Origin of the sequence: Sanguibacter sp. Leaf3, assembly GCF_001425965.1 — a bacterium.
Lineage (GTDB): Bacteria > Actinomycetota > Actinomycetes > Actinomycetales > Cellulomonadaceae > Sanguibacter > Sanguibacter inulinus.
In genome coordinates, this window is record NZ_LMRH01000003.1 from 102,364 (window position 1) to 127,268 (window position 24,905).

The following is a 24,905-nucleotide window of genomic DNA, read 5'->3' on the forward strand; positions in this document are numbered from 1 at the left end:
ACATGTCCAGCGCAGCGCACTCCGAGGGCCGCTCTCCGGTCCCCGCGCCGCCGGGAGGCCATCCTCTGCGGATCGACCCGCAGGCAGCCAGGCGAGCGGGGTCATCTGGCGCGCCCTCGTCCTATGGTTCCTCCGACCTCCCGGTCGTCGAGGAGACCTCAGCAGGCGGCCTCGTGGTCGCCGAGATCGACGGTCACCTGCACGCTGCGGTCATCGCGCGCCGCAACCGCGCCGGCCGCCTGGAGTGGTGCCTGCCCAAGGGCCACCTCGAAGGGGTCGAGACGGCCGAAGAGGCCGCGATCCGCGAGATCACCGAGGAGACCGGGATCGTCGGGACGATCCACCGCCGGCTCGGTGTGATCGACTACTGGTTCACCGGTGACGACCGCCGGGTGCACAAGGTGGTCCACCACTTCCTGCTCGAGGCCGTCGGCGGGTACCTGACGGTCGAGGGCGACCCGGACTCCGAGGCAGAAGACGTCGCCTGGGTGGCGTTCACAGAGCTCTCGGCGACCCTCAGCTATCCCAACGAGCGCCGGCTCGCCGCCGCAGCCTTCGAGATCCTGCAGGACCCTCAGCGCAGCTGGACCGCACCGCCCGACGCCCCGACATGGCAGCCCTAGACGTCAGGGCGCGGGGCACGCAGACGCGCACGGCGCGAGCCGCCGGACTCCTCCTCGCCACGCTCCTGCTCGTGTGCCTGGTCGCCGGTCTCGCCTCGCCCTCCTGGGCCACGTCTCTCGCCGCCGCGGCGACGCCAGACACGTCCACCCCCACCTCGGTCCGGCTCGTCTCGATGAACCCCGAGGTCGTCCGCCCGGGTGACACGCTCACAGTCCGCGCCGAGGTCACGAACACCACGACCGAGACCCTCGCCCAGCCTGTGGCGACCCTGAGCGTGTCGAAGTACCGCTTCATCACCCGCGAGCGCCTGACCGCCTGGACCGATCTCACGCTCTCGGACGCCTTCGGGACTGTCCTGGAGTCTGTCGAGGTCCCGGCCGACCTCGCTCCGGGAGACTCGGCGATGGTCGACTTCTCGGTCGAGGCCGACTCGATGGGGCTGCTCACCAGCCTCGACGGCTGGGGTCCGCGCGGCATGGCCGTGACGCTCGCCGGCGACGGCACGACCCCGGCCTCCCTCGACCCCGTCGGTGCGCTGCGCACCTTCGTCCTGTGGTTCCCGGTCGAGGACACCGAGGTGACCCCCGTCGACGTGAGCGTCCTGGTCCCCGTCGTCGGGCCGGCTGTCGACCCTCTCGACCCTGCGGCGGCAGAGGCTTCCCTGACCGCTGCGGCCTCGACAGACGGGCGGCTGTCCAAGGTGCTCGCGAGCACCGAGGACCTCGCCGACGTCGGCTGGGCCGTAGACCCGTCCCTGGTCCGGGAGCAGACTCCAGCAGGAGGGGGCGACGCCTCCGCCACGACGGACACCTCCTCCCCCGGGCCCTCCGGCAGGATCGTCGACGGGGCTGCAGACCGCGAGGTCTTCGCTCTGCCCGCGGACGACCAGGACGTCGTGGCCCTCGTCGCCGCCGGCCTCCCGGTCCCGTCGTCACCGACCCTCTCGGGCGACTCCGCCACCTGGCGCACGGACCTGTCGTGGCCCGCAGAGGACGTACCTGACGCACGGACGCTCTCGGCCGTCGCCGCCGCCGGGGCCAGCACTGTGGTCGCAGCGCCCGGCTCGTTGCCCCCGTCGGCGACGCTCAGCTACACCCCGAGCAGCCGCGCCTCGGTCCCGACGTCGTCCGGCGAGATCACCGCGCTCGTACCCGACGGCCCGCTCAGCGCCCAGCTGACCTCGGCCCAGACCGGGACCGCCGTCTCAGCCCGTCAACGGATGCTCGCCGAGCTCGCGATCGTCTCCCGAGAGCGGCCCGCCGAGGGCCGCCACCTCCTGCTGACAGCCCCTCGTGACTGGGCGCCCGACCCGTCCGTCGCGCGTGCCCAGCTCGAGTCTCTCGGGTCGACACCCTGGACCCGGCTGCGTCCGGTGTCGACGCTCATCGGCGCCGAGGACACCGACGTGGCGCGGACGGCTCCGGCCGAGTCCGCCGCCCCGGAGGGTGCGATCACCCGAGACCAGCTCTCGACGGTCGACAGCACCGTCGCCGACCTGCGGACCTTCGCCCAGGTCGTCCCCGACCCGGCCAGCCTCGTCGGCCCCGTGGAGGAGGCCGCGCGAGCGGTGACCTCGGTCTCCTGGCGCGCCGACCCGGCCGGTCGCAGCACAGCCGTCGCCGGGACGGTGGCAGAGGTCGACAGGATCAAGGCGTCCGTCTCGGTCGTGACGGCCAAGAACTTCAACATCATCAGCACGGGGAGCCAGATCCCCGTCCAGGTGGTCAACGACCTCGACCAGCCGGTGACGCTGCGGGTCTCGCTCGACCCTGACGACCCTCGGCTCGTCGCCGAGACGACAGATCCAGTGACGATCGGACCAGGCCAAGAGGTCCGCGAGCAGGTCCCGGTGCGTGCTGTCGGCAGCGGCGACGTCCGCGTGACGGCCCAGGTACTCGCGCTCGACGGGACCGTGCTCGGCAGCGCCGAGCCCTTCGAGGTCAGGGTCCGCGCCGACTGGGAGAACATGGGCACGGCCGTCGTCGCCGGTCTCCTCGTGCTGCTGCTCGGCGGTGGCATCTGGCGTACCGTCCATCGTGGACGCTCGGACCGCCGGGTCTCCGCGGACGCCGTCGGGCTCGTCGAGCCCGCAGACGACGCACAGCACGCCGAAGGACACGACCGATGACCCTGCCTGCCACCTCGACCTCGTCGGTGGGCCGTAGCTCGATCGTCATGGCGTCGGGCACGGCCGTCTCGCGCGGTCTCGGGCTCGTCCGCAACATCCTCCTGGTGGCCGTCGTCGGCGGTGCCACGGGCCCGATCGCCGACGCCTTCGACATCGCCAACAAGATCCCGAACATCCTCTTCGCGGTCATCGCGGGAGGCATGCTCAACGCGGTGATCGTGCCGCAGGTGGTCCGGGCCTACAGGTCGCCCGACGGCCAGGAGTACCTCGACAAGCTGCTCACGCTCGCCGGGTCGGTGCTGCTGGTCATCACTGTCGTCTGCACGCTCGGTGCGAGCGTCGCGGTCGCGCTCTACACGGACTCCAGCTGGACACCCGCGCAGGTGGCGCTGGCCGTGTCCTTCGCCTTCTGGTGCATCCCACAGCTGTTCTTCTACGGCATGTACACGCTGCTCGGCCAGGTGCTCAACGCGCGCGGGCAGTTCGGCCCGTTCATGTGGGCCCCTGTCGTCAACAACATCATCTCGATCGTCGGGCTGTCGATCTTCCTGCTCGTCTTCGGCCGGGTGCTGCTCGTGGACCCCAGCACCGGGACCCACCTGCCGACCGACGTGGTCGTCGCGTCCTGGTCCACGGCGCAGGTCACCGTCCTCGGTGCTGTCACCACCCTCGGTGTCGTCGGGCAGGCGCTCATCCTCGTCGTGCCGCTCTGGCGATCCGGCTTCAGGTACCGTCCGCGCTTCGGGTTCCGGGGCGCCGGGCTGGGCTCGGTCGGCCGCGTCGGCCTGTGGACCTTCGCGGCGGTCCTGCTCGACCAGGTCGCCGTGCTCGTCACCGCGAACATCACCTCGGGGGCGCCGCAGGCAGCATCTGCGGGCATCGCCGACGCCGCGGTGGCCGGCCCGGGCGCGTACTCGCAGGCGCTGATGATCTACCTGCTGCCGCACTCCCTCATCACCGTGTCGATCGCCACGGCGCTGTTCACGGGCATGAGCGCGGCCGCGGCCGGGGGCGACGTCGCGAAGGTGCGCGAGATCGTCTCCCGGGGCATGCGGGTCATCGGCGTGTTCACGGTCTTCGCGACGGCAGTGTTCCTCGTGCTGTCACGGCCGATCGTCAAGATCATCGTGCCGACCCTCAACGCCGACTCGCTGTCCGCTGTCGGGAACGTCCTCGCGGCGATGTCCCTCGGTCTCGCGCCGCTCGGGGCGATGGTCCTCATGAAGTGGGTCTACTTCGCCTTCGAGGACGGGCGCACGGTCTTCCTCATCCAGATCCCGGTGACCATCGTGCTGGTCGTCGGCGCTGGCGCCGTCTGGCTCTTGGCGCCCGGGCAGTGGTGGGCCGTCGGTGCCGCGCTCGCGATGTCGGCGTCCAACCTCTGCGCCGTGCTGCTGCGGGTCCGAGGGATGCGCGACAGGCTCGAGGGGCTCGACCTCGCACGCATCGTGCGCCTGCACGTGCAGCTCGTCGTGTCTGCCCTGATCGCGGCTCTGCTCGGCTGGCTCGTCCTGCACGTGTGGGGCTTCGCCCCGGGCGACTCGTGGCTCCGCGCGGTGGGCGTGACGGTCCTCGTCCTGGCCACCATGACGTCGGTGTACGTCCTCGCCCTGCGCATCATGGGGGTCTCGGAGCTGAAGAGCCTGGCTGCACCGTTCCGCCGCTTCGTCCCCCGCCGATTCTCCACATGAGCCACGTACGATGGTGCGCGGCAGGCGTCGGTCCCGGCGCGCGCAGATGACGACTGACGGGAGTCCGTGGGGTGGCTGACCTGCAAGGTGGCGAGCTCGTCGTCGCCCGCTACCGGCTCGACGCACGCGCCCCGAGCGACCTCGTCGGCATCGAGGCCTGGGAGGCGACGGACCAGATCCTCGACCGTCCCGTCCGCCTGAGCATCATCACCTCCGCCGACGCTCCCCTCACGCTCGACGCGGCCCGCCGTGCGGCCCTCGTCTCCGACGAGCACGTGACCCGCGTGATCGACGTCCTCCACGACGCGGCCCGCAGCATCGTCGTCACCGAGCCCTACGTGGGCTCGACCCTCGCCGACCTCGTCGAGGCCCAGCCGCTGTCCCCGCACGCCGCGCGAGCCGTCATCGGTGCCGCAGCGACAGCCCTCGAGGCTGCGCGCCGCCGAGGCGTCCACCACGGTGCGCTCCGTCCCTCGGCGATCCGCGTCCACCAGGGCAGGGTCCGGGTCACGGGCCTCGGGATCGACGGCGACCTCGTGCACGGGGAGGCGCGGCTCGACGGCGACGCTGCCTCGCGCGCCGACACCGTGGCCCTCGTCGCACTCCTGCACTACGCCCTGACGGGCGACCTGCCCCGCGTCGCGCACGACGTCGAGGCGCTCGACCCCGGTGTCGTCGGCCCGGCCCGCCTGCAGGCACCCGGGGCTCCTCTGGTCCCGCCCCGCGACGTCGACCAGGCCGTCCCGCGTGACCTCGACACCCTGTGCTCGGTCACGCTCGGCGACCACGACGACGGACCGGTCACTCCTGGACAGCTCGTCTCCGAGCTCGCACCCTGGGACTCGGAGCACGTCCCGGTGACCGGCGAGGTCCCCGTCGCCGTGCAGCCGATCGAACCCCCGGCGACCCGCGAGGTCACCCGGCAGTCCGTCCGAACCCTCGCGGCGGGTGGGGCCTCGCGCGGGGCTGCCAGGCCTGGTACCCCGCCGCCCGCGGGTCCGGTCCGCCGTCCCTCGACCGGACGCATCCCCAGGGTCGCCCCTCCGGCGGCAGCTGCCGGTGCGACGTCTCTGACCCTCGGGCACACAGCGGCACCGGTGGGTCCGGCAGCGGCGGCAGGCACTGCTGGCGCTGCAGGCCCGACGACGACCAAGCAGGCGCCAGCGGCTCCAGCAGGCGCACCGACCACCACCCAGCCCGTCACCACCCAGCCTGCTGCGGCACCTGCCGCGATGCTGTCCGAGCCTGGCCCGTCCGGCCGTGGCCCGGACGGCCCAGGAACGACCACGGCACGCCCTGCAGACGCCGGCGCGCGCCCTCAGACGACGAAAAGCGGCAGACGATTGCGCCTGAACCCGACTCCTTACGTGCTCGCCCTCATGCTCGTGCTCGTCGTGGGTGCCGGCGTCGTCGCGAAGAACACGCTGTTCTCCGGCTTCGAGCCCGCCGTGGTCGAGGCGAGCCAGACCCCGACCGAGGAGGCCCCTGCGGACGCCGACCCCGCGGCCGAGCCCCCGGCTGAGGAAGCCCCCGCTGAAGCGCCCCCGGCACCGGCCCTCCCCGTGATCTCGGGCGGCCAGGTCGTCACGAACCCCGGCGACGAGGACTACAACGAGAACGCCGGCCTCGCGATCGACGACGACGTCACGACGGCCTGGTACTCCCTCGAGTACAAGACCTCGAACTTCGGCGGCTTCGACAGGCTCCTCGCCTACGCGATCACCCTCGAGCAGCCCGCGACGGTCTCGACGGTCTACCTGTCGACGCAGAACACCGGCGGCAACGTCGAGATCCGCGCGACCGACGCCGCGAACCCGCGGGGCGGCGAGGTCCTCGCCTCAGGGCCCCTCGACGGTGAGACCACCATGACGCTGTCCGCCCCTGTCGAGACGCAGAACCTCGTGATCCTCTTCACGGACCTGCCGACGGCGACGTCGGACGGCAAGTTCCGCGCCCACATCTACGACATCAGCCTCTCCTGAGGCCCCGCGGAGCCATCTCCAGGGCCCTCGGGTCCGAACCACTCCTGCACCACCGCACGGGAACAAGCCCGTGCAGACCGGTGTTCTCGTCCTAGCAACCGCGACACCGCCGGGCACGAGCAGCACAGCCCCACGCCCGTCGCACAGACACACCGACCGAAGGACACGACCAGTGACCGCACAGACCACCCCCACGCACGAGCTCATCATCGTCGGGTCCGGTCCGGCCGGGTACACCGCTGCCGTCTACGCGGCGCGCGCAGGGCTGGCCCCGCTGGTCCTCGCCGGTTCGGTGACCGCCGGTGGCGCCCTGATGAACACGACCGAGGTCGAGAACTTCCCAGGCTTCGTCGACGGCATCATGGGCCCCGAGCTCATGGAGAACATGCAGAAGCAGGCCGAGCGCTTCGGCGCTCAGATCGAGTGGGACGACGCCGTGTCGCTCGAGCTCGACGGTCCCGTCAAGGTGGTCACGACAGGTGGCGGCGAGGTCTTCTCGGCCCGCGCGGTCATCCTCGCGACAGGCTCCGCCTACCGTCAGCTCGGCCTCGAGGACGAGACACGCCTGTCCGGACGCGGTGTCTCGTGGTGCGCGACCTGCGACGGGTTCTTCTTCCGCGACCAGGAGATCGTGGTCGTCGGCGGCGGCGACTCCGCAGTCGAAGAGGCCACCTTCCTCACCCGTTTTGCCTCGAAGGTCACGATGGTGCACCGTCGCGACACGCTCCGCGCCTCGAAGATCATGGCCGAGCGCGCCGCCGCAGACCCCAAGATCGAGTTCGCCTGGAACTCAGAGGTCGTCGCGATCCACGGCGCCGACAAGGTCGAGGGCGTGCGTCTGCGCGACACCCTCACCGGTGAAGAGCGCGACGTCGCGGCCGGCGGGCTCTTCGTCGCGATCGGCCACGACCCGCGCACCGAGCTCGTCAAGGGCCAGGTCACGCTCGACGACGAGGGGTACATCGAGGTGCAGGGTCGCTCGACGCGCACCAACCTCGAGGGTGTCTTCGCCTGCGGCGACGCCGTCGACCACACCTACCGCCAGGCGATCACCGCTGCAGGCTCTGGCTGTGCCGCGGCTCTCGACGCCCAGCACTACCTCGCAGACCTCGTCGGGGCGCAGGACTCCCCGACCGAGCTCGTCGAGGCCGTCGAAGCACTGGAGGCGAAGTGAGCACCGCGACCCCGGTCCACGCGACCGACGAGACCTTCAAGAGCGTCGTCCTCGAGTCCGACGTCCCCGTCCTGGTGGACTTCTGGGCCGAGTGGTGCGGGCCGTGCCGTCTGGTGGCGCCGGTCCTCGAGGAGATCGCCGCCGACTACGCGGGACGCCTGACGATCGCGAAGGTCGACACCGAGGAGAACCCGCAGGTGACCGCCGCCTACGGCGTCGTGTCGATCCCGCTGCTGAACATCTACCACCAGGGCGAGCTCGTCAGGTCCATCGTCGGTGCGCGCCCGAAGAAGGCGCTGGTCGAGGAGATCGAGGCGGTCCTCGCCGAGATCGGCTGACCGAGGCACGACCCGGTTGCCGGTGCGGTCCACAGACCTGACCGAGCAGCACGCAGGAGGGGTCCCTGGCACTCGCCAGGGACCCCTCCTGCGTCTGGTGGCGCACCGTCTGCGGCACGCGGCACCCGGTCTGCGGCACGCGGCGACCCGCCGAGAGCGGCACCGTCCGTCTGGTGTTCCTTCACGAGATCCTCTGAGTGGTCGTGGGAGACTGACGAGGTGACGCCTCCGACTCCCTCGACACCAGGCACCCGGCTCGACCCGTGGTTCGGTGCGTACGCCATGCGCGCGCACAACATGCGGGCCTCCGAGGTGCGAGCCCTCTTCGCCGTGGTGAACCGTCCCGAGGTCGTCTCGCTCGCCGGCGGCATGCCCTACCTCGAAGGTCTCCCGCTCGAGAGCATCGCCGCGAGCATGGAGCGCCTCATCGCGACGCACGGGACCACCGCGCTCCAGTACGGCTCCGGTCAGGGTCACGAGGCGCTGCGCGAGCAGATCCTCGAGGTCATGAAGCTCGAGGGCATCGACGCGCACCCTGACGACGTGGTGGTCACCACGGGGTCGCAGCAGGCCCTGGACCTCGTGACCCGCATCTTCATCGACCCGGGCGACGTCATCGTCGCCGAGGCACCGAGCTATGTCGGTGCGCTGGGGGTGTTCCGCTCCTACCAGGCCGACGTGGTGCACGTCCCGCTCGACGAGCACGGGCTGATCCCCGAGGCGCTCGAGGAGACGCTCACATCCCTCGCCGCACAGGGGCGCAGGGTCAAGCTGCTCTACACGATCCCGAACTTCCACAACCCCGCCGGCGTCACCCTGAGCCTCGAGCGGCGGCCGCGGATCCTCGAGATCGCGCGGCGCCACGGCGTCCTCGTGGTCGAGGACAACCCGTACGGGCTGCTCGGCTTCGGCTCCGAACCCCTCGAGGCCATGCGCGCCACCGACGGTGACGGTGTGCTCTACCTCGGTTCCTTCTCCAAGACCTTCGCTCCCGGGTTCCGGGTCGGCTGGGTCGTCGCGCCTCACGCCGTCCGCGAGAAGCTCGTCCTGGCGTCCGAGTCGGCGATCCTGTGCCCGTCCAACGCCTCGCAGATGGCGATCTCGACCTATCTCGAGACCAGCGACTGGAAGGCGCAGATCAAGGCCTTCCAGGTGCTCTACAGGGAACGTCGCGACGCGATGGTGGGTGCGTTGGCCGAGCACATGCCCGACGCGTCCTGGACCGTGCCGGACGGTGGCTTCTACACGTGGGTCAAGCTCCCCGAGGGCCTGGACTCCAAGTCCATGCTCCCGCGCGCCGTCACCGGTCGCGTCGCCTACGTGCCGGGGACGGCCTTCTTCGCCGACGGCACCGGCGGGGACCACATGCGGCTCTCCTACTGCTTCCCGACCCCCGACCGCATCCGTGAGGGCGTCCGACGCCTCGCCTCTGTCGTCAACGCAGAGCGGGAGCTCGTCGAGATCTTCGGCACGACAGCCCACCTCGACGACGTGACAGACACCGACAACCCAGGACCGGACCTCGTATGACTCACTCTCCCCGCGTCCTCGTGCTGGCCGGTGGCCTCTCGCACGAGCGCGACGTGTCCCTGCGCTCTGGCCGACGTGTCGCCGAGGCCCTCAGGTCGGCCAACATCGACGTCTCCGTGCACGACGTGGATGCAGACCTCCTCCCCGCGCTCTCGCAGACCCGGCCCGACGTCGTCTGGCCCCTGCTGCACGGGGCGAGCGGTGAAGACGGCTCCATCCGCGACGTCCTCGACCTGCTCGACGTCCCCTACGTCGGCACCGGTCCGCGGGCCTCTCGGATCGCGTGGAGCAAGCCCGTCGCGAAGTCTGTCGTGGCGCGTGCGGGCCTCGACACGCCTGACTATGTGACCCTCCCCCAGAGCCTCTTCCGTGAGCTCGGAGCACAGGCCGTCATGGCAGCCGTGGTCGACAAGCTCGGGTTGCCTCTCGTGGTGAAGCCGTCACGCGGTGGTTCTGCGCTCGGTGTCAGCCTGGTGCGGTCGGCGACCGACCTGCCTCAGGCGATGGTGAGCTGCTTCGCCTACGGGGACGTGGCTCTCATCGAGCGTGCCGTCGAGGGCATCGAGGTGGCCGCGTCGGTGGTCGAGACGTCTGAGGGCCTGCGGGCCCTGCCTGCCGTGGAGATCGTCACCGACGGGCCCTACGACTACGACGCCCGCTACAACCCGGGGCGCACGGAGTACTTCGCGCCGGCACGACTCACGTCGGCGCAGGCCGAGGCCGTCGGCGCGACGGCGATCGCTGCCCACGAGGCCCTCGGGCTCCGGCACATCTCGAGGACCGACCTCATCGTGCAGCCTGACGGGACCATCCAGTTCCTCGAGGTCAACGTCGCACCCGGGATGACCGAGACGTCGCTGCTGCCTCAGGCCGTGGTGGCGAGCGGGTGGGCCCTGCCGGCGCTCTACAGGTCGGTCGTCGAGAACGCGCTGCCCGCGCCCGTCGTCTGAGGTCTGGCGTCTGGGTACCGGGTTCCACCGGGTTCCGAGTTTCGGTCCGGGGCTCTGGGCTGTGTTCCCGGCTCCCGGCTCCCGGCTCCCGGCGGATCACCGATGACGAGACCGGGTGCTGGAGCGCGACGAAGGGGACGGACCATGCGGTCCGTCCCCTTCGTCGTCCAGGGCGCCGAGGTGCGCCTCCACCTCTGCGGTGTCGCTTAGACGTCCTCCTGCTCAGACGTCCTTCTGGAAGAGCCCCGGCTCTTCGGGCGCCATGACGTTGAGGATGCGGTTCAGGTCGTCGACGGTCGCGAACTCGACGGTGACCTTCCCCTTGGTCTTGCCGAGGTCCACCTTCACCCGTGTCTCGAAGCGGTCTGAGAGCCTGCTGGCGAGGTCGTCGATCGCCTGGACCCGGGTGCCCGCCCGAGGACGCTGAACCGGCTTGGCGGGCTCCTCGTCGCCTCCGAGGGCGACGATCTCCTCTGTCGCGCGGACCGAGAGTCCCTCGGCCACGATGCGCTGCGCCAGGCGCTCGATCTGAGCCCCGTCGGCGAGTCCGAGGAGTGCCCGGGCGTGGCCGGCAGAGAGCACCCCGGCAGCGACGCGTCGCTGCACGAGAGGAGGCAGCCTCAGCAGCCGGAGGGTGTTCGAGATCTGCGGCCGTGACCTGGAGATCCGCACCGCGAGCTCTTCGTGCGTGCACCCGAAGTCGTCCAGGAGCTGACGATAGGCAGCTGCCTCTTCGAGAGGGTTGAGCGCCGACCTGTGGAGGTTCTCCAGCAGTGCGTCACGCAGCAGGTCGCCGTCTTCGGTCTCCCTGATGATCGCTGGGATAGCGCCGAGCCCGGCCTCCTGCGTCGCGCGCCACCGCCGCTCGCCCATGATGAGCTCGTACTGGTCGGGCTCGGAGGTCGGACGCACGACGATCGGCTGGAGCACGCCGATCTCGCGGATCGAGCCCACCAGCTCCGCTAGGTCAGCCTCGTCGAAGACGGTGCGGGGCTGACGAGCGTTAGGGCGGATCGACTCGACCGGAAGATGCGCGAAGGTCGCCCCCGGGACCGGCACGAGGGACGATTCTGGCTCAGCACCGGTCGCCGCAAGATACGTTTCACGTGAAACAGCCTCGATCTGGACGGTCCCACGATCGCGTGCGGGCGCACCGGAGCTGACTGAGGGCATCGAGGATCGCTGCCCACCGCTCGTGGTCTTCTTAGTCTCGCGGGGTGCGCGAAGCTTGGCCACGACCGCTGCCGAATCAGCGATAGCAGTCGTGTTCGGCACCTCCCCCTCGACGGGCTGCTTCGGGGGGAAGAACACGTCGACGGGCCGTTCGAGATCTGGAGCCGTCGGGATCAGGGCGCCGAGCCCTCGACCCAGCCCACGTCGCTTCTCGCTCACAGGTGATCCTCTCGAAGATGCATGCCAGGAGCTGAAGGTGGGCCCCCAGCGGTAGTCATCACGGAATGGGCTGCATCTCTGTGCCACACGTCGACGTCGACCGTGCTGCCATTCCCCTGTGCCGCCGCGCGACGGGACACTGTCTGGATCTGCGGGTGATGAATGCTCATGCCGCGGCCTCCCGTTCTGTGAGCTCACGGGCAGCCTCACGGTAGGCGAGGGCGCCTGTCGAGCTGGGCTCGTAGGAGATCACGGTCTGACCGTGACTCGGAGCCTCAGACACCCTGACCGAACGCGGGATGGACGTCGCGAGAGTCTCTGTACCGAAGTGCTCTCGCACCTCGGACGCCACCTGCGTGGCCAGGTTCGTGCGGGCGTCGAACATCGTCAGCAAGATCGTCGAGACGTGCAGGTCGGGATTCAGGTGGGCCTGAATGAGCTTGATGGTCTTCAGCAGCTGACTCAAGCCTTCCAGTGCGTAGTACTCGCACTGGATAGGGATCAGCACCTCACGGCCCGTCACGAAGGCGTTGAGGGTGAGCAGACCAAGGCTCGGAGGGCAGTCGACCAAAACGTAGTCGATGCGCGGAAGCCCTTGCTCCTCCCGTTCGGTGAGGTAGGTGTCGACAGCTCGACGGAGTCGAGTTTCACGTGAAACGAGCGAGACCAGCTCGATCTCAGCGCCCGACAGGTCAATCGTGGCAGGAACAACCAGAAGATTCGGGAATTCCGGGCAGGCCTGGACGGTCTCCGCGATCGATAGTCCTTCGACCAGAACTTCGTACACCGACGGAACTCCCGACCGGTGATCGATACCCAGCGCTGTGGAGGCGTTCCCTTGCGGGTCGTTGTCGATGACCAGCACGTTGAGACCGCCCTGGGCGAGGCTTGCAGCCAGGTTCACGGTGGTCGTCGTCTTGCCGACACCGCCCTTCTGGTTCGCGACTGTCATGATCCGCGTCTTCTCGGGCTTGCGGAACTGCCGGCCCTCGAGCGACATCCGGCGTCGAGTATCCACGAGGAGCTGTGCGGCGAGCGGGGTGGACTCGTCCTCTGCGGGAAAGGAGGTGAGCAGCTCACTCATACGGTCGCCCGAGCGCGGTGTTTCACGTGAATCACGGCTTCCCTCGATGCTGCTGGATCCGGGCTCAAGTCCTCGGGATGGGCTTCCAGGTGCCACGGACACTCGATCTTCCTCCACACAGACGCACACGCCCGGGCAGCTCAGATTATTCCGTGAGCCTCCGGGCCTTCTCGACCCAAGACTACTGCGTACCACCCACGCTGAGGCCATCCGCGCCGCGCGTCAACGACAGCTGCTCACGCCCTGCCCGCTGCGGACAGAATGCGACCTTTGTCAGCGGGCAGCGCTCCCGTTCCACGTGAAACATCGGACCCTAGACCGGAACTGTCGTGTCTCCGTTTCACGTGGAACGAAGCTCGCCGATGGCGCCTCTCTTGCCAAAGTCTCGGGATCGCGCCGGTGCGTCGCTCCTCGCCGATACAAGACATGTCCATGGGGTCAGCGCGCTCACAGCTCACAGGTCACATTCGTCTGAGCCAGTATCCCCCTGGTGCGAACCCGCCCCCCTCCTCGCAACTCAGAAGGATGAGGCCATATGGCCGTGAGGGATGCGTTGGCTGTCATGTTACGAGTAGGCCTGCGCCCACGGCGAACCAGCCCCCTCCGCCCACGAAGCTGTCGCGGGCCGTCCTCGTCCCACGGTCTGTCGGATGCGGCTCGACAGCCGGCAGTGCGACAAGACTGACCCAGCGCTGAACTGACTAGCTAGCATCCGCACCCCTAATCCCGAGGGGCCAGATGCTCCCTCTGTTTCACGTGGAACACGCTTCGCGGAGGCCAAAGCACGCCGCCAGTTCTCTCCAGACCGGAACGTGTGCCACCGCACCGCCACATGACTCGCCGGGGACGCGCCGCCCCCTAGGTAGGCCTCGACCCCTCCCCCACCTCTGACGGCCCCAACACTTGCGGCGGGACTTCCGGGCAATCACCGGCTCACAAACCCCACGAGCCAAGAACGGCCGATCCGGGCCAACAGATCCGGCCAGAAAGCAGCGAGAGCTTGCGGAGAACTTAGGAGATCAACGACGTCTTTGACCGCGGCCCACGGTGACGACGAGGGCACGTAGGGCAGACGTCACCTGGGGCTCTTCACGCACGATGTCACAAGGGCCTCGATGACGAAGCCTGGATGGACTGACGTAGAACACCGTCGACAACTGACGCCAGGCTGTCCGCATCACGTAGTCGCGGCTCCAGCTGCCGAGACCTACCCCCCTCCCCCGAGCGAGCCCATTGCCCACTGCAGTCAGACGCTCACACCTGGTACGGGCGGGGAAGTACGAGCGGTTCGTGACCACGGGTCACCGCTACCCCGCTGGACCGAGACGCGTCTGCAAGCGAGCACACCCTGGATGAGGCAGCCGGGGGATCGGCCAGGATCGCATCGTCCGCTCGATGTCCCAGTCGGGTTGCTCTCAAGATCTCATCGATCAGCACGATGATTCCGCCGCCTCGGCCCCGACTCAGACGCGAGAGCGACCCTGTCATCTCGGTGGCCAGGACTGCCACCTGGGGCTCGTAGGTGTGCTCCACCGTCCGCCGGGCCGGCAGCCCGCAGCGGCGCCGTCCTTCCGACCGCGTCGCGTCGCCGAGTCACCTTCAGCACTAACCACGCATACCGGCCTCGTGGAGAAGCCTCAGGAGACCCGAGATCAGCACTCCAGCGTCCGTGGAGCGCAGCGCCGGACCGGAGGATCGCTCTCACAGAAGCGGATCGTCGTTGATCAGCCTCTGACCACGCCGTCGACCAGGGCCCCCGGGCCAACGGCACGTGCGTCTGCTACTTCTTGCCGCGCGTCGAGCGGAGGACCGTCGTCCCCTCGGCACCGTCGATCGTGTGTGCCTGGAGGATCTCCGGCGGGCTCATCTTGAACTTCTTCAGCACCTTGCGCGCGGGCTCGATCTCCGCCTCGACATTGCGCCCCTTGAGGATGATGAGCTCTCCCCCGAGCCGCAGCAGCGGCAGCGACCAGCGGGCCAGCTTGTCGAGGGCGGCCACAGCTCGTGCCGTCACGACGTCGGCCTCGAAGGCGTCGTGGAACTCTTCGGCTCGTCCGCGCTTCACCTCGACGTTGGTCAGCCCGAGCGTCTCGGTCATCTCGTTCAGCCAGGTGCAGCGACGCTCCATCGGCTCGATGAGGATCACCTCGGCCTCGGGGCGCATCGCCGCGATCACGAGCCCCGGCAGACCAGCACCGGAACCGATGTCTACGATCGTGCCGGTCTGCGGGAGGTACTGGACCACAGCCGCGGAGTTGAGGATGTGGCGGTCCCAGATCCGACCGATCTCTCGCGGTCCGATCAGACCGCGGAGCTCGCCCTGGACGCTCAGCTCGTGCGCGAAGCGATCGACCGCAGGGAAGGCGTCTCCGAAGTACTCGGAGAGCGTCGCCCGCTCGTAGTTCTCGTCCATCGTCTTCTCGTCCGTCCTGTGGCGCTCGGTCCGCGGGCGCCGTCCGGCCGCCTCGCAGAGAGACTCCACATCTCAGGCAGTCACCCGAGATGTGGAGTCTGTCGTTCTGTGTGGTCGATACCGGGGAGCTACTGCTGCTGCTCGGCCGGTCCGACCTCGATGTACCGCTGCGGCTCGATGCCGTACGACTCGCTGACCAAGCCAGCCGCAGTCACCACGTCGTGGACGACCTTGCGCTCGAAGGCGTTCATCGGGTCGAGCGCAACCTTCTCACCCGACGCCTTCACCTGCTCGATCGTCGTGTCGGCGAGGATCGTGAGCTCAGCGCGACGCTCCGCCCGGTACCCGGCGACGTCGAGCATCAGCCGGCTCCGCTCCCCAGTCTTGGTCTGGACCGCGAGGCGGGTGAGCTCCTGCAGAGAGTCGAGCACCTCCCCGTTGCGGCCGACCAGGTGCCTCAGCGACTCCTGGTCGTCGGCGACGACCTCGACAGCAGCACGGCCGTGGTCGACGTCGATGTCGATGTCACCGTCGAGATCCGCGATGTCCAGCAGCTCTTCGAGGTAGTCGGCAGCGACCTCGCCCTCTTCTTCGAGGAGCGTCGTCTTCGTGCGAACCTCAGGTTCGACAGCGGGTGTCTCTGCAGTCACAGGATTCTCCATTCACGTCCGAGGACCTGTCCGTCGGGGACAGGGACAGTCTGCTGCAGCGCGGTCAGCGCTTCTTGCGCTTCTTGCTCTGCGGCTGCTGACGCTGGGTGCTGGCAGGCTTGGTGGCCACCTCAGGTGACACCGCCTCGGGTGCCGCCGCCGAGGCGTCTGCACCCGCTGCAGCGGACGTGACGTCCTGCGTCGCCGTGACAGGACGCGCCTTCTGACGGTCCTTGCGCTTGGGCTGCTGGCGCTGCCCGCGCGGCTGCTCGATGACCGTGGGCTTGTCTTCCTCGATCACGATGCCCTTGCGGGCGGCCTTGCGTGCCTTGCGCTCATTGAGCATGCGCTCCGCCTCGGAACCCGGGGCGGGCATCTTGCGGATCGTGTAGAACTGCTGCCCCATCGACCACAGGTTGGTGGTCGTCCAGTAGATGAGGACACCGACCGGGAAGTTCACACCAGAGACGCCCATGATCACCGGGAGCATGTAGAGCATGATCTTCTGCGTCTGCATCATCGGGCCCTCGAGGGCCGCCTTCGGCATGTTCTTCATCGTCAGCTGACGCTGCGTGAGGAACTGCGTCGCCGCCATCGCGACGATGAGGATCCCGGCGACCACCTTGGTGTTCACCGTCGTGGGGTCGTGCAAGAACGTAAAGGACAGCGGGGCGCCGAACAGGGCGGAGGACTCCGCAGCCTTGGCGACGGCCTGGTCGATCGGGCCGATCGCGTCCTTGGACCCGTCGGCGATGCCGGCGAGGCTGTTGAGGACGCGGAACAGCGCGAAGAACACGGGCGCCTGGAGCAGCACGGGCAGGCAGGACGCGAAGGGGTTGGTGCCGTGCTTCTTGTACAGCGCCATGGTCTCGCGGCTCATGGCCTCGCGGGACGCCGGGTCCTTCTTGTTCTTGTACTTCTTCTGGATCGCCTGGAGCTCAGGCTGCACCATCTGCATGCCGCGCGAGGCGCGGATCTGCTTGAAGAACAGCGGGATCATGATCGTCCTGATGACGATGACCAGACCCACGATCGACAGGATCCAGGCCACGCCCGCGCCGTCGGGGAGCCCGACGAAGACGAAGAGCTTGTGGCACAGGAACATGATCCAGGCGACAACCCACTCGAGGGGGTAGAGGATCTGCATCATGCCACCCGCTCGTTCGAGCAGCGGATCGTCGTGAACTCCATGGCTGTGGCTCCTAGTGGACAAGCGTCGTGCATGAGTCGTCGGCAGGATCGGCGACGAAGATCTGTGGCGGCCGGTGGCCTGTCAGTGGTCATGGACCGCACCGGGCCCTGTACCTGGAACGTCGTCGACGCCCCCGGAGTTCCACGGGTTGCACCGCAGGACCCTCCACACGGCCAGCCCGGTGCCGCGCACCGGACCGTGCGTCTCGATCGCGATCACCGCGTAGCTCGAGCAGGACGGGTAGAAGCGGCACCTGGGCGGCGACAGCGGAGAGATGAAACGCTGGTACAGACCGACGGCGCCGAGCAGGAGCCGGGCGAGAGGACCGCGGCGTCGCGGTCCTGCCGCCGGCGGCTCGACCGCGGGGTGGTCCGGTCGCTCTGCGGAGGTCACGAGGACGCTCTGGTCAGCCTCGACAGAGACCTGCCGAGGCAGGCGTCGAGGTCTGTGCCGAGCCTGGCGAAGTCAGCGTCGGCCGATGCCGGCAGAGCTCGCACCACGACCAGGCTGCCGGGAGGGAGCGTCGACATGCGCGTCGCTACCAGCGCCCGCAGGCGACGCTTCACCCTGTTGCGGACGACGGCGTTCCCCACGGCCTTAGATACAACAAAACCGACCGACGGCGCGTCGCTGCCTGCGCCCGAGGGCGAGACGTGGACGACCATGGTCGATTTTCCTGTGCGCACACCGCCGCGCACCGCCCGGCTGAAGTCGCCGGGACGGCGCATGCGATGCGCCGCGGGAAGCACCGAGCTCAGGCAGAGAGCTCGGAACGGCCCTTGCGGCGACGAGCTGCGAGGATCGCGCGACCCGCACGGGTGCGCATGCGCAGCCGGAAGCCGTGGGTCTTCGCACGACGCCGGTTGTTCGGCTGGAAGGTCCGCTTGGTCACGAGGTACTCCAAAACACGTTGGGGAAGCGCATCCTCGGTGGACACGCGGAACGCCACTTCGGATGTCGTGCATGACGTCCCCGGAAGGATCTGGGGGCATGCGGAAGCGACGGAACTGGCTGTCAAACGGTACGTGGTCCGGCTACCACAGGTCAAACCCGCGGGTGGGCAGCCTGCTGGGCGCGTCGCAGCGACGCTCCGTCCGGGTGCGGCAGAGGTCCCGGTGCACCGGATCGTCCACAGGTGTGGACGGGCTGCGTCCACCTGTGGAAGCTCGTCAGCTCCTGTGCGACCGGGGCACGCCGGGAGCGGGTCATCCACAGGCTGGACCCCCGGGATACCAACGTCTCGAACAACCGTACCGATAACCCACAGGCTGTGGAAAACTATGTGGACAGCGCCTGGGCATGCGAGACTGCTGATCCAGTTCTCCACCGGCGGGACGCCTCTGCAGAGCTCGGCACTCGGGAAGACGACACTCCTCCCCGGGACATCGTGACCAACAGGAAGACCACGTGGCGACCACAGACGACAACATCAGCGGCATCTGGAAGCAGGCCATCGCCGAGCTCGAGGCGAGCCCCGACATCACGCCTCGCCAGCTGGCCTTCGTCAAGCTCGCCAAGCCGCTCGGTCTCTTCGACGGCACGGTGATCATCGCCGTCGCGAACGACCACACCCGTGACTTCCTCGAGACCAGGGTCCGGGCCGAGGTCGTCCAGGCCCTCTCCAACGCACTCGGTCGCGACGCCCGGTTCGCGATCACCGTGGACCCCGAGCTCGGCTTCGACGACGAGTCGCCGACCACCTCCCCCACGACCGAGGCCCCCGCGCCGGCTCCGGTGCGCCACGCACCCCCGGCCCAGGCCGACATCGCGGAGATCTCCCGCCGCCGTGCCTCCATGTCGTCAGGGTCGAGCGCGAGCGGCTCCAGCTCTGTCGAACCAGCGCTCCTCAACCCGAAGTACCTCTTCGAGACCTTCGTCATCGGCTCATCCAACAGGTTCGCCCATGCTGCGGCGGTCGCCGTGGCCGAGGCACCGGCCAAGGCCTACAACCCGCTGTTCATCTACGGCGACTCAGGTCTGGGCAAGACGCACCTGCTGCACGCGATCGGCCACTACGCCTACAACCTCTACCCCGGGGTCCGCGTCAAGTACGTCAACTCCGAAGAGTTCACGAACGACTTCATCAACTCGATCCGTGACGAGAAGGCCGGGGCGTTCCAGCGCCGCTACCGCGAGGTCGACTTCCTGCTCATCGACGACATCCAGTTCCTCCAGGGCAAAGAGCAGACGATGGAGGAGTTCTTCCACACCTTCAACACGCTGCACAACGCCAACAAGCAGGTGGTCATCACCTCCGACCTGCCGCCCAAGCAGCTCAACGGATTCGAGGACCGTCTGCGGTCTCGCTTCGAGTGGGGCCTCATCACCGACGTCCAGCCGCCCGACCTCGAGACCCGTATCGCGATCTTGCGCAAGAAGGCCAGCGGCGAGCGACTCGCCGCCCCGGACGACGTACTCGAGTACATCGCCTCGAAGATCTCGTCGAACATCCGCGAGCTCGAGGGCGCGCTCATCCGCGTGACGGCCTTCGCGAACCTCAACCGTCAGCAGGTCGACCTCGCCCTCGCCGAGATCGTCCTCAAGGACCTCATCACCGACGACGACGCCTCGCAGATCACCGCGGGCAGCGTCATCGCGCAGACTGCGGCGTACTTCGGTCTCACCATCGACGACCTCTGCGGCAGCTCGAGGTCACGGGTCCTCGTGACGGCACGCCAGATCGCCATGTACCTGTGCCGTGAGCTGACCGACCTCTCTCTGCCGAAGATCGGCCAGCAGTTCGGCGGCCGCGACCACACCACGGTGATGCACGCCAACCGCAAGATCACCGAGCAGATGGCGGAGCGCCGGTCGACGTTCAACCAGGTCACCGAGCTCACGAGCCGCATCAAGCAGCAGCACAGGGGCTGAGTGGTCCGTCGTCCGCAGGTGGACGAGAGGTGTCCGGCAGGGGGCCGTGGGACGAATGTTCACAGCTGTGGACAGCCCTGTGGATAGCGGTGGACGACGCCCTTGGTTCTTGTGGACGGGAACGCCGTTCACGGTGGACGGCCTGTGGTCGAAAAGTTGTTGTCCACAGACCGCCTTGGTCGTCCACAGTTCAGCAACAGCTGCGCGCACAGGCAGAAAACGGCTCTGACCTGCGAGGACGCATCATCCGCACAGAATTCACAAGGGCTACTACGACTACGACTCCTCTCTCAAAGGTCAAGCGACTCACCTTCATCACCCGGTGGCGAGAAGTCCGAGATGCCAGGCATGAGCCTGTGCAGACCGCGGCTCCTGACACGCCTGACACCTCCGGTGAACACCGATCACCGATGACAGGAATCTCTTCAGCACCTCGGTCGCCAGTGCTGCGCGTCCTCGCGTAAGGTTCAACCACGCGAGGGGGCTCGGTCAGACGGCTGACCCTCGACCGACCACCTCCGGGAGATCGCTCGGGCCTGCGCGCCCTGGACCTCCCGCGTCGAGAGTCTGCGCGCACGAGAAGAGCTGTTCACGAGAAGATCAACGGACGTCAGGGCCCTCCTGGACGGACACAAGACCCGCCCAGAGGCAGGTCGAGGAAGGTGTGGGATGAAGTTCCGGGTTGAGCGCGACGTTCTTGCCGAGGCAGTGACCTGGACGGCTCGTACCCTGCCGACCAGGCCCCCAGCACCTGTCCTCGCCGGTGTGCGCATCGAGGCGTCGGCCGACGGGACGCTCGGGCTCTCGAGCTTCGACTACGAGGTCTCTGCCCGGTCCGAGATCCCCGCAGAGGTCACCGAGCCCGGCGTCATCCTCGTCTCGGGCCGCCTGCTCGCCGAGATCTCCCGCGCCCTGCCGGCCAAGCCTGTCGACTTCTCGGTCGAGGGCACCAAGGTCACCGTCGTCTGCGGTGCGAGCCGCTTCACGCTCCTCACGATGCCCGTCGAGGACTACCCGGCCCTGCCCTCCATGCCCGAGATCAGCGGCACCGTCCACGGCGACGAGCTCACCGCCGCGGTCGCCCAGGTGACCGTCGCCGCCAGCCGTGACGACACGCTCCCGCTGCTCACCGGCGTCCGCGTCGAGATCGAGGGCGAGCGCATCACCATGCTCGCGACAGACCGCTACAGGCTCGCGCTGCGCGAGATGACGTGGAAGCCCGCCTCGCCGGACATCTCGACGGTCGCGCTCGTCCGTGCCCGCACGCTGTCGGACGTCGCCAAGTCGCTCGGCGGCTCGGGCGAGGTCAACGTCGCGCTCTCGACGGGGACCGGCGTCGACCTGGTCGGCTTCGAGGCCGGCGGACGCCACACCACCTCGCTCCTCGTCGACGGCGACTACCCCCACGTGCGTCGCCTGTTCCCCGACGAGACCCCGATCCACGCCGTCGTGCCGACCCAGCCGCTCATCGACGCCGCGAAGCGTGTGGCCCTGGTCGCCGAGCGCAACACGCCGATCCGCATGAGCTTCTCCGAGGGCCAGGTCGTCCTCGACGCCGGCCAGGGTGACGACGCGCAGGCCTCCGAGGCTCTCGAGGCCGTGCTGGTCGGTGACGACATCTCGGTCGCGTTCAACCCGGCGTTCCTGCTCGACGGGCTCAACGCCCTCGGCACAGACTTCGTGAGGCTCAGCTTCACGCACCCGAACAAGCCGGTCGAGTTCACCGGCCAGGGATCCCTCGACGGTGAGGACAGCTCGCACTACCGCTACCTGCTGGTGCCGATCCGCTTCGCCAGCTGAACGACCCCGAGGAGGGTGACATGCGCATCGGACTTGTCGGACTGGGCAAGATGGGCGCCAACATGCGCACCCGTCTGCGCGCCGGAGGCATCGACGTCGTCGGGTACGACCGCAACCCGGAGGTGACCGACGTCGCCTCGCTCGAAGAGCTCGTGGCCTCGCTCCCCGAGGGTGAGCGATTCGTGTGGGTGATGGTCCCGGCAGGGGCGATCACCCAGGGAGTCGTCGACGACCTCGCAGGCCTGCTCTCCCCCGGTGACACGGTCATCGAGGGTGGCAACTCGCACTATCTGGACGACGGCAAGCACGCGGCCGCCCTCGCCGAGCACGGCATCGGCTATCTCGACGTCGGCGTCTCAGGGGGCGTCTGGGGCCTCGAGAACGGCTACGGGCTCATGGTCGGCGGTGATGCCGCTCTCGTCGAGCGCGCTCTCCCCGTCTTCGACGCCCTGCGTCCCGAGGGTCCCCGCGACGAGGGCTTCGTGCACGCCGGGGCAGTCGGCGCCGGCCACTACGCCAAGATGGTCCACAACGGCATCGAGTACGGCCTGATGCAGGCCTACGCCGAGGGCTTCGAGCTGCTCGAGGCGAAAGACATCGTCACCGACGTGCCCGGGACCCTCAAGGCATGGAGCCGCGGCACCGTCGTGCGGTCCTGGCTGCTCGACCTGCTGGTCAAGGCCCTCGAAGAAGACCCGTCGCTCGAGCAGATCAGCGACTGGGTCGAAGACTCGGGCGAGGGTCGCTGGACGGTCGACGAGGCGATCGACTCGGCCGTCCCGCTGCCGGTCATCTCGGCCGCGCTCTTCGCGCGCTTCTCGTCGCGCCAGGGAGCCTCGCCGGCCATGAAGGCCGTCGCCGCCCTCCGCCACCAGTTCGGTGGTCACAGCGTCAGGCCGTCGGCCCCGGGCGCATGATCGACTGATGCACGTCTCCCACCTCTCGCTGCTCGACTTCAGGTCGTACGCCCAGGTCGACGTCGAGCTCGAGCCGGGCGTCACGACCCTCGTCGGGCCGAACGGGCAGGGCAAGACGAACCTGGTCGAGGCCCTCGGCTACGTCGCCACCCTCGGCAGCCACCGCGTCTCCTCTGACGCGGCGCTGATCCGCGCCGGGGCGTCGCGCGCGGTCGTCCGCACACGCATCGTGCGGGGCGACCGCGCGAGCGTCGTCGAGATCGAGATCGCGCAGGGGCGTGCCAACCGGGCCCAGCTCAACCGCTCCCCCGTGCAGCGACCGCGCGACGTCCTCGGCATCGCGCGGACGGTCTTGTTCGCCCCCGAGGACCTCGTGCTGGTCAAGGGGGACCCGGATGCCCGACGCCGGTTCCTCGACGACCTGACGGTGCTGCTGCTCCCGAGGATGTCGGGGGTGTTCTCGGACTACGACCGCGTGCTCCGCCAGCGCAGCGCGCTGCTCAAGTCCGCCGGTGCGGCCCGGCGCTCGTCGAACCCGCCGGACCTTCGGACCCTCGACGTGTGGGACGCCAAGCTCGCCCAGGTGGGCGCGCAGATCATCGCCGTCAGGCTGCAGCTGGTCGCTGCGCTGCGCCCGCACGTCGCTCTCGCCTACGACCAGGTGAGCTCCGGGCAGGGGCACGCCGAGATCGAGTACAGGTCGTCGCTCTCGGCCGTGCTGAGCGGGGTGGACGACAGGTCGATCTCGGGTCTGGCGGCAGAGCCCGTCCTCGCCCCCGACGCGGGTGCTGGAGCGCCGTCGACCGAGCACCTCGAGCAGCAGCTCATGGAGGCGCTCACGATCGTGCGTCCGAAAGAGCTCGAGCGCGGGGTCTGCCTCGTCGGCCCTCACCGCGACGACCTGACCCTCACCCTCGGCGGTCTGCCTGCCAAGGGCTACGCGAGCCACGGAGAGTCGTGGTCCTTCGCCCTCGCGCTGCGGCTCGCCTCGTACAGGCTGCTGACCGACGGACCTGACCCGGCGTCGGCCGACGCCGCCTTCTGGTTCGCGGACACGGGCCCTGACACCGAGCCGATCCTGGTGCTCGACGACGTGTTCGCCGAGCTCGACTCTCGTCGTCGTGGGCGTCTTGCCGAGCTCGTCGAGGGTGCCAGCCAGGTGCTCATCACCGCGGCCGTCGGTGAAGACATCCCGGAACGGCTGCACGGGGCGCGCCTGGCGGTCTCGGGAGGCACGGTGACCCGTGCCTGAGGTCCCCGGCGACCGCGGCGGGTCACGGGTGTCGGGCGGTGGTCGCGGGCGGCCGGGTGGCGCGGACGGCCAGAGCACCCCGGAGAGCGAGAGCCCGGAGGACCAGACCAGCACGACCGGGACCGACGACGAGACCGACGGGCCGGTCCTCCCGGACGACCGGCCGGTCAGCGAGATCATCGAGCTGAAGGCGCCGGGCGACGTCGCCCGCGAGGCCCTCAACCGAGCGCGGGCCGCCGCCAAGGCGAAGGGTCTCTACCCCGGGGCTCAACGTCGACGGATCCTGGCCGAGCCGCGGCGCAGCGGGCCCGGCAAGGACGGTCGCGACCCGAAGCTGTTCGCCGAGACCCTCTCGGCCTTCCTGGAGCAGCGTGGCTGGGTCCAGGAGGTCTCGGTCGGCGGTGTCATCGGCCGGTGGCGCGAGGTCGTCGGAGACGACATCGCCGACCACTGCGAGCCCCTGACCTTCGAGAACGGGATCCTCACGGTGCGGGCGTCGTCGACGGCCTGGGCGACCCAGATCCGCCTGCTCGTGCCCCAGCTCCTCGGTGTCCTCGAGCGCGAGGTCGGGCAGGACGTCGTGCAGACGATCGCCGTCCAGGGGCCGACAGGTCCAGGGTTCGGAAAGGGTTTTCGCTCGGTCCAGGGCCGCGGCGCGCGCGACACCTACGGCTGACGAGACCGCTGTCGTCCACCTGAGGGTGGATCCTCGGGACGACCTGGTCTCGACCTGTGCAGACACCTGTGGAAAAGCGGCGTGAATCCCCGCTGATCCGCGTCTTTCCGGTAGACTCTGAAGGTCATTCCGCCCGCGTGCTGCAGGCGGAAAAGAGCAGCGTGACCGCCGTCGCACACCCCTGGCCCGCTCGGAGTCCGAGCGCGTCGCCGGAGCGAGGACGGATGCGCGCTGCAAGAGG

General features: G+C 69.0%; 21 protein-coding genes. 13 read left to right on the forward strand and 8 right to left on the reverse strand.

Annotation, left to right across the window (positions count from 1 at the left end; translation table 11 throughout):
• Positions 1-2 precede the first annotated feature (2 nt).
• From ASG53_RS13850 to ASG53_RS13885, 8 genes are all read left to right on the forward strand, one after another.
• Positions 3-623, forward strand: coding sequence for an NUDIX hydrolase (locus ASG53_RS13850; protein ID WP_056136303.1), 621 nt, complete (start codon positions 3-5; stop codon positions 621-623).
• Positions 611-2,752, forward strand: coding sequence for a DUF6049 family protein (locus ASG53_RS13855; RefSeq protein WP_056134585.1), 2,142 nt, complete (start codon positions 611-613; stop codon positions 2,750-2,752). The genes ASG53_RS13850 and ASG53_RS13855 overlap by 13 nt, the downstream gene beginning before the upstream one ends.
• Entirely contained in the window at positions 2,749-4,443 is a 1,695-nt protein-coding gene (gene murJ / locus ASG53_RS13860; RefSeq protein ID WP_056134588.1) for a murein biosynthesis integral membrane protein MurJ, read from the forward strand. The genes ASG53_RS13855 and murJ overlap by 4 nt, the downstream gene beginning before the upstream one ends.
• A 71-nt stretch (positions 4,444-4,514) precedes the next feature.
• A complete protein-coding gene (locus ASG53_RS13865; RefSeq protein WP_056134591.1) occupies positions 4,515-6,425 on the forward strand; it encodes a protein kinase family protein in 1,911 nt (636 codons plus the stop codon).
• A 172-nt stretch (positions 6,426-6,597) separates the two neighbouring features.
• Entirely contained in the window at positions 6,598-7,599 is a 1,002-nt protein-coding gene (trxB, locus tag ASG53_RS13870) for a thioredoxin-disulfide reductase (protein ID WP_056134594.1), read from the forward strand.
• Positions 7,596-7,937, forward strand: coding sequence for a thioredoxin (gene trxA, locus ASG53_RS13875; RefSeq protein WP_056134595.1), 342 nt, complete (start codon positions 7,596-7,598; stop codon positions 7,935-7,937). Before trxB ends, trxA begins: the two co-directional genes overlap by 4 nt.
• Positions 7,938-8,156: 219 nt before the next feature.
• A complete protein-coding gene (locus ASG53_RS13880; RefSeq protein ID WP_056134596.1) occupies positions 8,157-9,467 on the forward strand; it encodes an aminotransferase-like domain-containing protein in 1,311 nt (436 codons plus the stop codon).
• Entirely contained in the window at positions 9,464-10,417 is a 954-nt protein-coding gene (locus ASG53_RS13885; protein ID WP_056134599.1) for a D-alanine--D-alanine ligase family protein, read from the forward strand. The genes ASG53_RS13880 and ASG53_RS13885 overlap by 4 nt, the downstream gene beginning before the upstream one ends.
• Before the next feature lie 222 nt (positions 10,418-10,639).
• Here ASG53_RS13885 and ASG53_RS13890 read toward each other — a convergent pair whose 3' ends face one another.
• The 8 genes from ASG53_RS13890 to rpmH form a co-directional block, all read right to left on the reverse strand.
• Positions 10,640-11,809, reverse strand: a complete 1,170-nt coding sequence (locus tag ASG53_RS13890; protein ID WP_056134601.1) for a ParB/RepB/Spo0J family partition protein — start codon at positions 11,807-11,809, stop codon at positions 10,640-10,642.
• A gap of 166 nt (positions 11,810-11,975) precedes the next feature.
• On the reverse strand, positions 11,976-12,893 hold the full coding sequence (locus tag ASG53_RS13895) for a ParA family protein (RefSeq protein WP_056134604.1): 918 nt from the start codon (positions 12,891-12,893) through the stop codon (positions 11,976-11,978).
• 1,780 nt (positions 12,894-14,673) lie between these two features.
• On the reverse strand, positions 14,674-15,306 hold the full coding sequence (rsmG, locus tag ASG53_RS13900) for a 16S rRNA (guanine(527)-N(7))-methyltransferase RsmG (RefSeq protein WP_056136305.1): 633 nt from the start codon (positions 15,304-15,306) through the stop codon (positions 14,674-14,676).
• 128 nt (positions 15,307-15,434) lie between these two features.
• Positions 15,435-15,968 (reverse strand): Jag family protein, encoded by a 534-nt coding sequence (locus tag ASG53_RS13905; protein WP_056134607.1) that lies wholly within the window; start codon positions 15,966-15,968, stop codon positions 15,435-15,437.
• A gap of 52 nt (positions 15,969-16,020) precedes the next feature.
• Positions 16,021-17,106: a membrane protein insertase YidC gene (gene yidC, locus ASG53_RS13910; protein ID WP_056134609.1), complete on the reverse strand. Its 1,086-nt coding sequence runs from the start codon at positions 17,104-17,106 to the stop codon at positions 16,021-16,023.
• A gap of 123 nt (positions 17,107-17,229) precedes the next feature.
• Positions 17,230-17,541: a membrane protein insertion efficiency factor YidD gene (yidD, locus tag ASG53_RS13915; RefSeq protein ID WP_056134611.1), complete on the reverse strand. Its 312-nt coding sequence runs from the start codon at positions 17,539-17,541 to the stop codon at positions 17,230-17,232.
• Positions 17,538-17,897, reverse strand: a complete 360-nt coding sequence (gene rnpA / locus ASG53_RS13920) for a ribonuclease P protein component (RefSeq protein ID WP_056134614.1) — start codon at positions 17,895-17,897, stop codon at positions 17,538-17,540. Before rnpA ends, yidD begins: the two co-directional genes overlap by 4 nt.
• 5 nt (positions 17,898-17,902) lie before the next feature.
• Complete coding sequence (gene rpmH, locus ASG53_RS13925) at positions 17,903-18,040, reverse strand: 50S ribosomal protein L34 (RefSeq protein WP_159808264.1); 138 nt, start codon at positions 18,038-18,040, stop codon at positions 17,903-17,905.
• A 515-nt stretch (positions 18,041-18,555) separates the two neighbouring features.
• On the opposite strand from rpmH, the gene dnaA reads away from it, so the two are divergent.
• The 5 genes from dnaA to ASG53_RS13950 all read left to right on the forward strand — a co-directional run bounded on the left by dnaA (position 18,556) and on the right by ASG53_RS13950 (position 24,664).
• Positions 18,556-20,019: a chromosomal replication initiator protein DnaA gene (gene dnaA, locus ASG53_RS13930; protein WP_056134616.1), complete on the forward strand. Its 1,464-nt coding sequence runs from the start codon at positions 18,556-18,558 to the stop codon at positions 20,017-20,019.
• Positions 20,020-20,688: 669 nt separating this feature from the next.
• Positions 20,689-21,819, forward strand: coding sequence for a DNA polymerase III subunit beta (gene dnaN / locus ASG53_RS13935; RefSeq protein WP_056134619.1), 1,131 nt, complete (start codon positions 20,689-20,691; stop codon positions 21,817-21,819).
• 20 nt (positions 21,820-21,839) lie between these two features.
• Positions 21,840-22,736 carry a phosphogluconate dehydrogenase (NAD(+)-dependent, decarboxylating) gene (gene gnd / locus ASG53_RS13940; protein WP_056134622.1) on the forward strand — a complete coding sequence of 299 codons (897 nt, stop codon included), beginning with the start codon at positions 21,840-21,842 and terminating at the stop codon, positions 22,734-22,736.
• Positions 22,737-22,743: 7 nt separating this feature from the next.
• Positions 22,744-23,988 (forward strand): DNA replication/repair protein RecF, encoded by a 1,245-nt coding sequence (gene recF / locus ASG53_RS13945; protein WP_056134625.1) that lies wholly within the window; start codon positions 22,744-22,746, stop codon positions 23,986-23,988.
• Positions 23,981-24,664, forward strand: coding sequence for a DUF721 domain-containing protein (locus ASG53_RS13950; RefSeq protein WP_235533946.1), 684 nt, complete (start codon positions 23,981-23,983; stop codon positions 24,662-24,664). Before recF ends, ASG53_RS13950 begins: the two co-directional genes overlap by 8 nt.
• The last annotated feature ends 241 nt before the right edge of the window (positions 24,665-24,905 follow it).

Excerpts from the sequence above, each read along its gene's own strand:
- ASG53_RS13850 (WP_056136303.1), top strand. The coding sequence starts at position 3 with ATGTCCAGCGCAGCGCACTCCGAGGGCCGCTCTCCGGTCCCCGCGCCG.
- ASG53_RS13855 (WP_056134585.1), top strand. The coding sequence starts at position 611 with ATGGCAGCCCTAGACGTCAGGGCGCGGGGCACGCAGACGCGCACGGCG.
- murJ (WP_056134588.1), top strand. The coding sequence starts at position 2,749 with ATGACCCTGCCTGCCACCTCGACCTCGTCGGTGGGCCGTAGCTCGATC.
- ASG53_RS13885 (WP_056134599.1), top strand. The coding sequence starts at position 9,464 with ATGACTCACTCTCCCCGCGTCCTCGTGCTGGCCGGTGGCCTCTCGCAC.
- ASG53_RS13895 (WP_056134604.1), bottom strand. The coding sequence starts at position 12,893 with ATGAGTGAGCTGCTCACCTCCTTTCCCGCAGAGGACGAGTCCACCCCG.
- rsmG (WP_056136305.1), bottom strand. The coding sequence starts at position 15,306 with ATGGACGAGAACTACGAGCGGGCGACGCTCTCCGAGTACTTCGGAGAC.
- ASG53_RS13905 (WP_056134607.1), bottom strand. The coding sequence starts at position 15,968 with ATGGAGAATCCTGTGACTGCAGAGACACCCGCTGTCGAACCTGAGGTT.
- yidC (WP_056134609.1), bottom strand. The coding sequence starts at position 17,106 with ATGATGCAGATCCTCTACCCCCTCGAGTGGGTTGTCGCCTGGATCATG.
- dnaN (WP_056134619.1), top strand. The coding sequence starts at position 20,689 with ATGAAGTTCCGGGTTGAGCGCGACGTTCTTGCCGAGGCAGTGACCTGG.
- gnd (WP_056134622.1), top strand. The coding sequence starts at position 21,840 with ATGCGCATCGGACTTGTCGGACTGGGCAAGATGGGCGCCAACATGCGC.
- recF (WP_056134625.1), top strand. The coding sequence starts at position 22,744 with ATGCACGTCTCCCACCTCTCGCTGCTCGACTTCAGGTCGTACGCCCAG.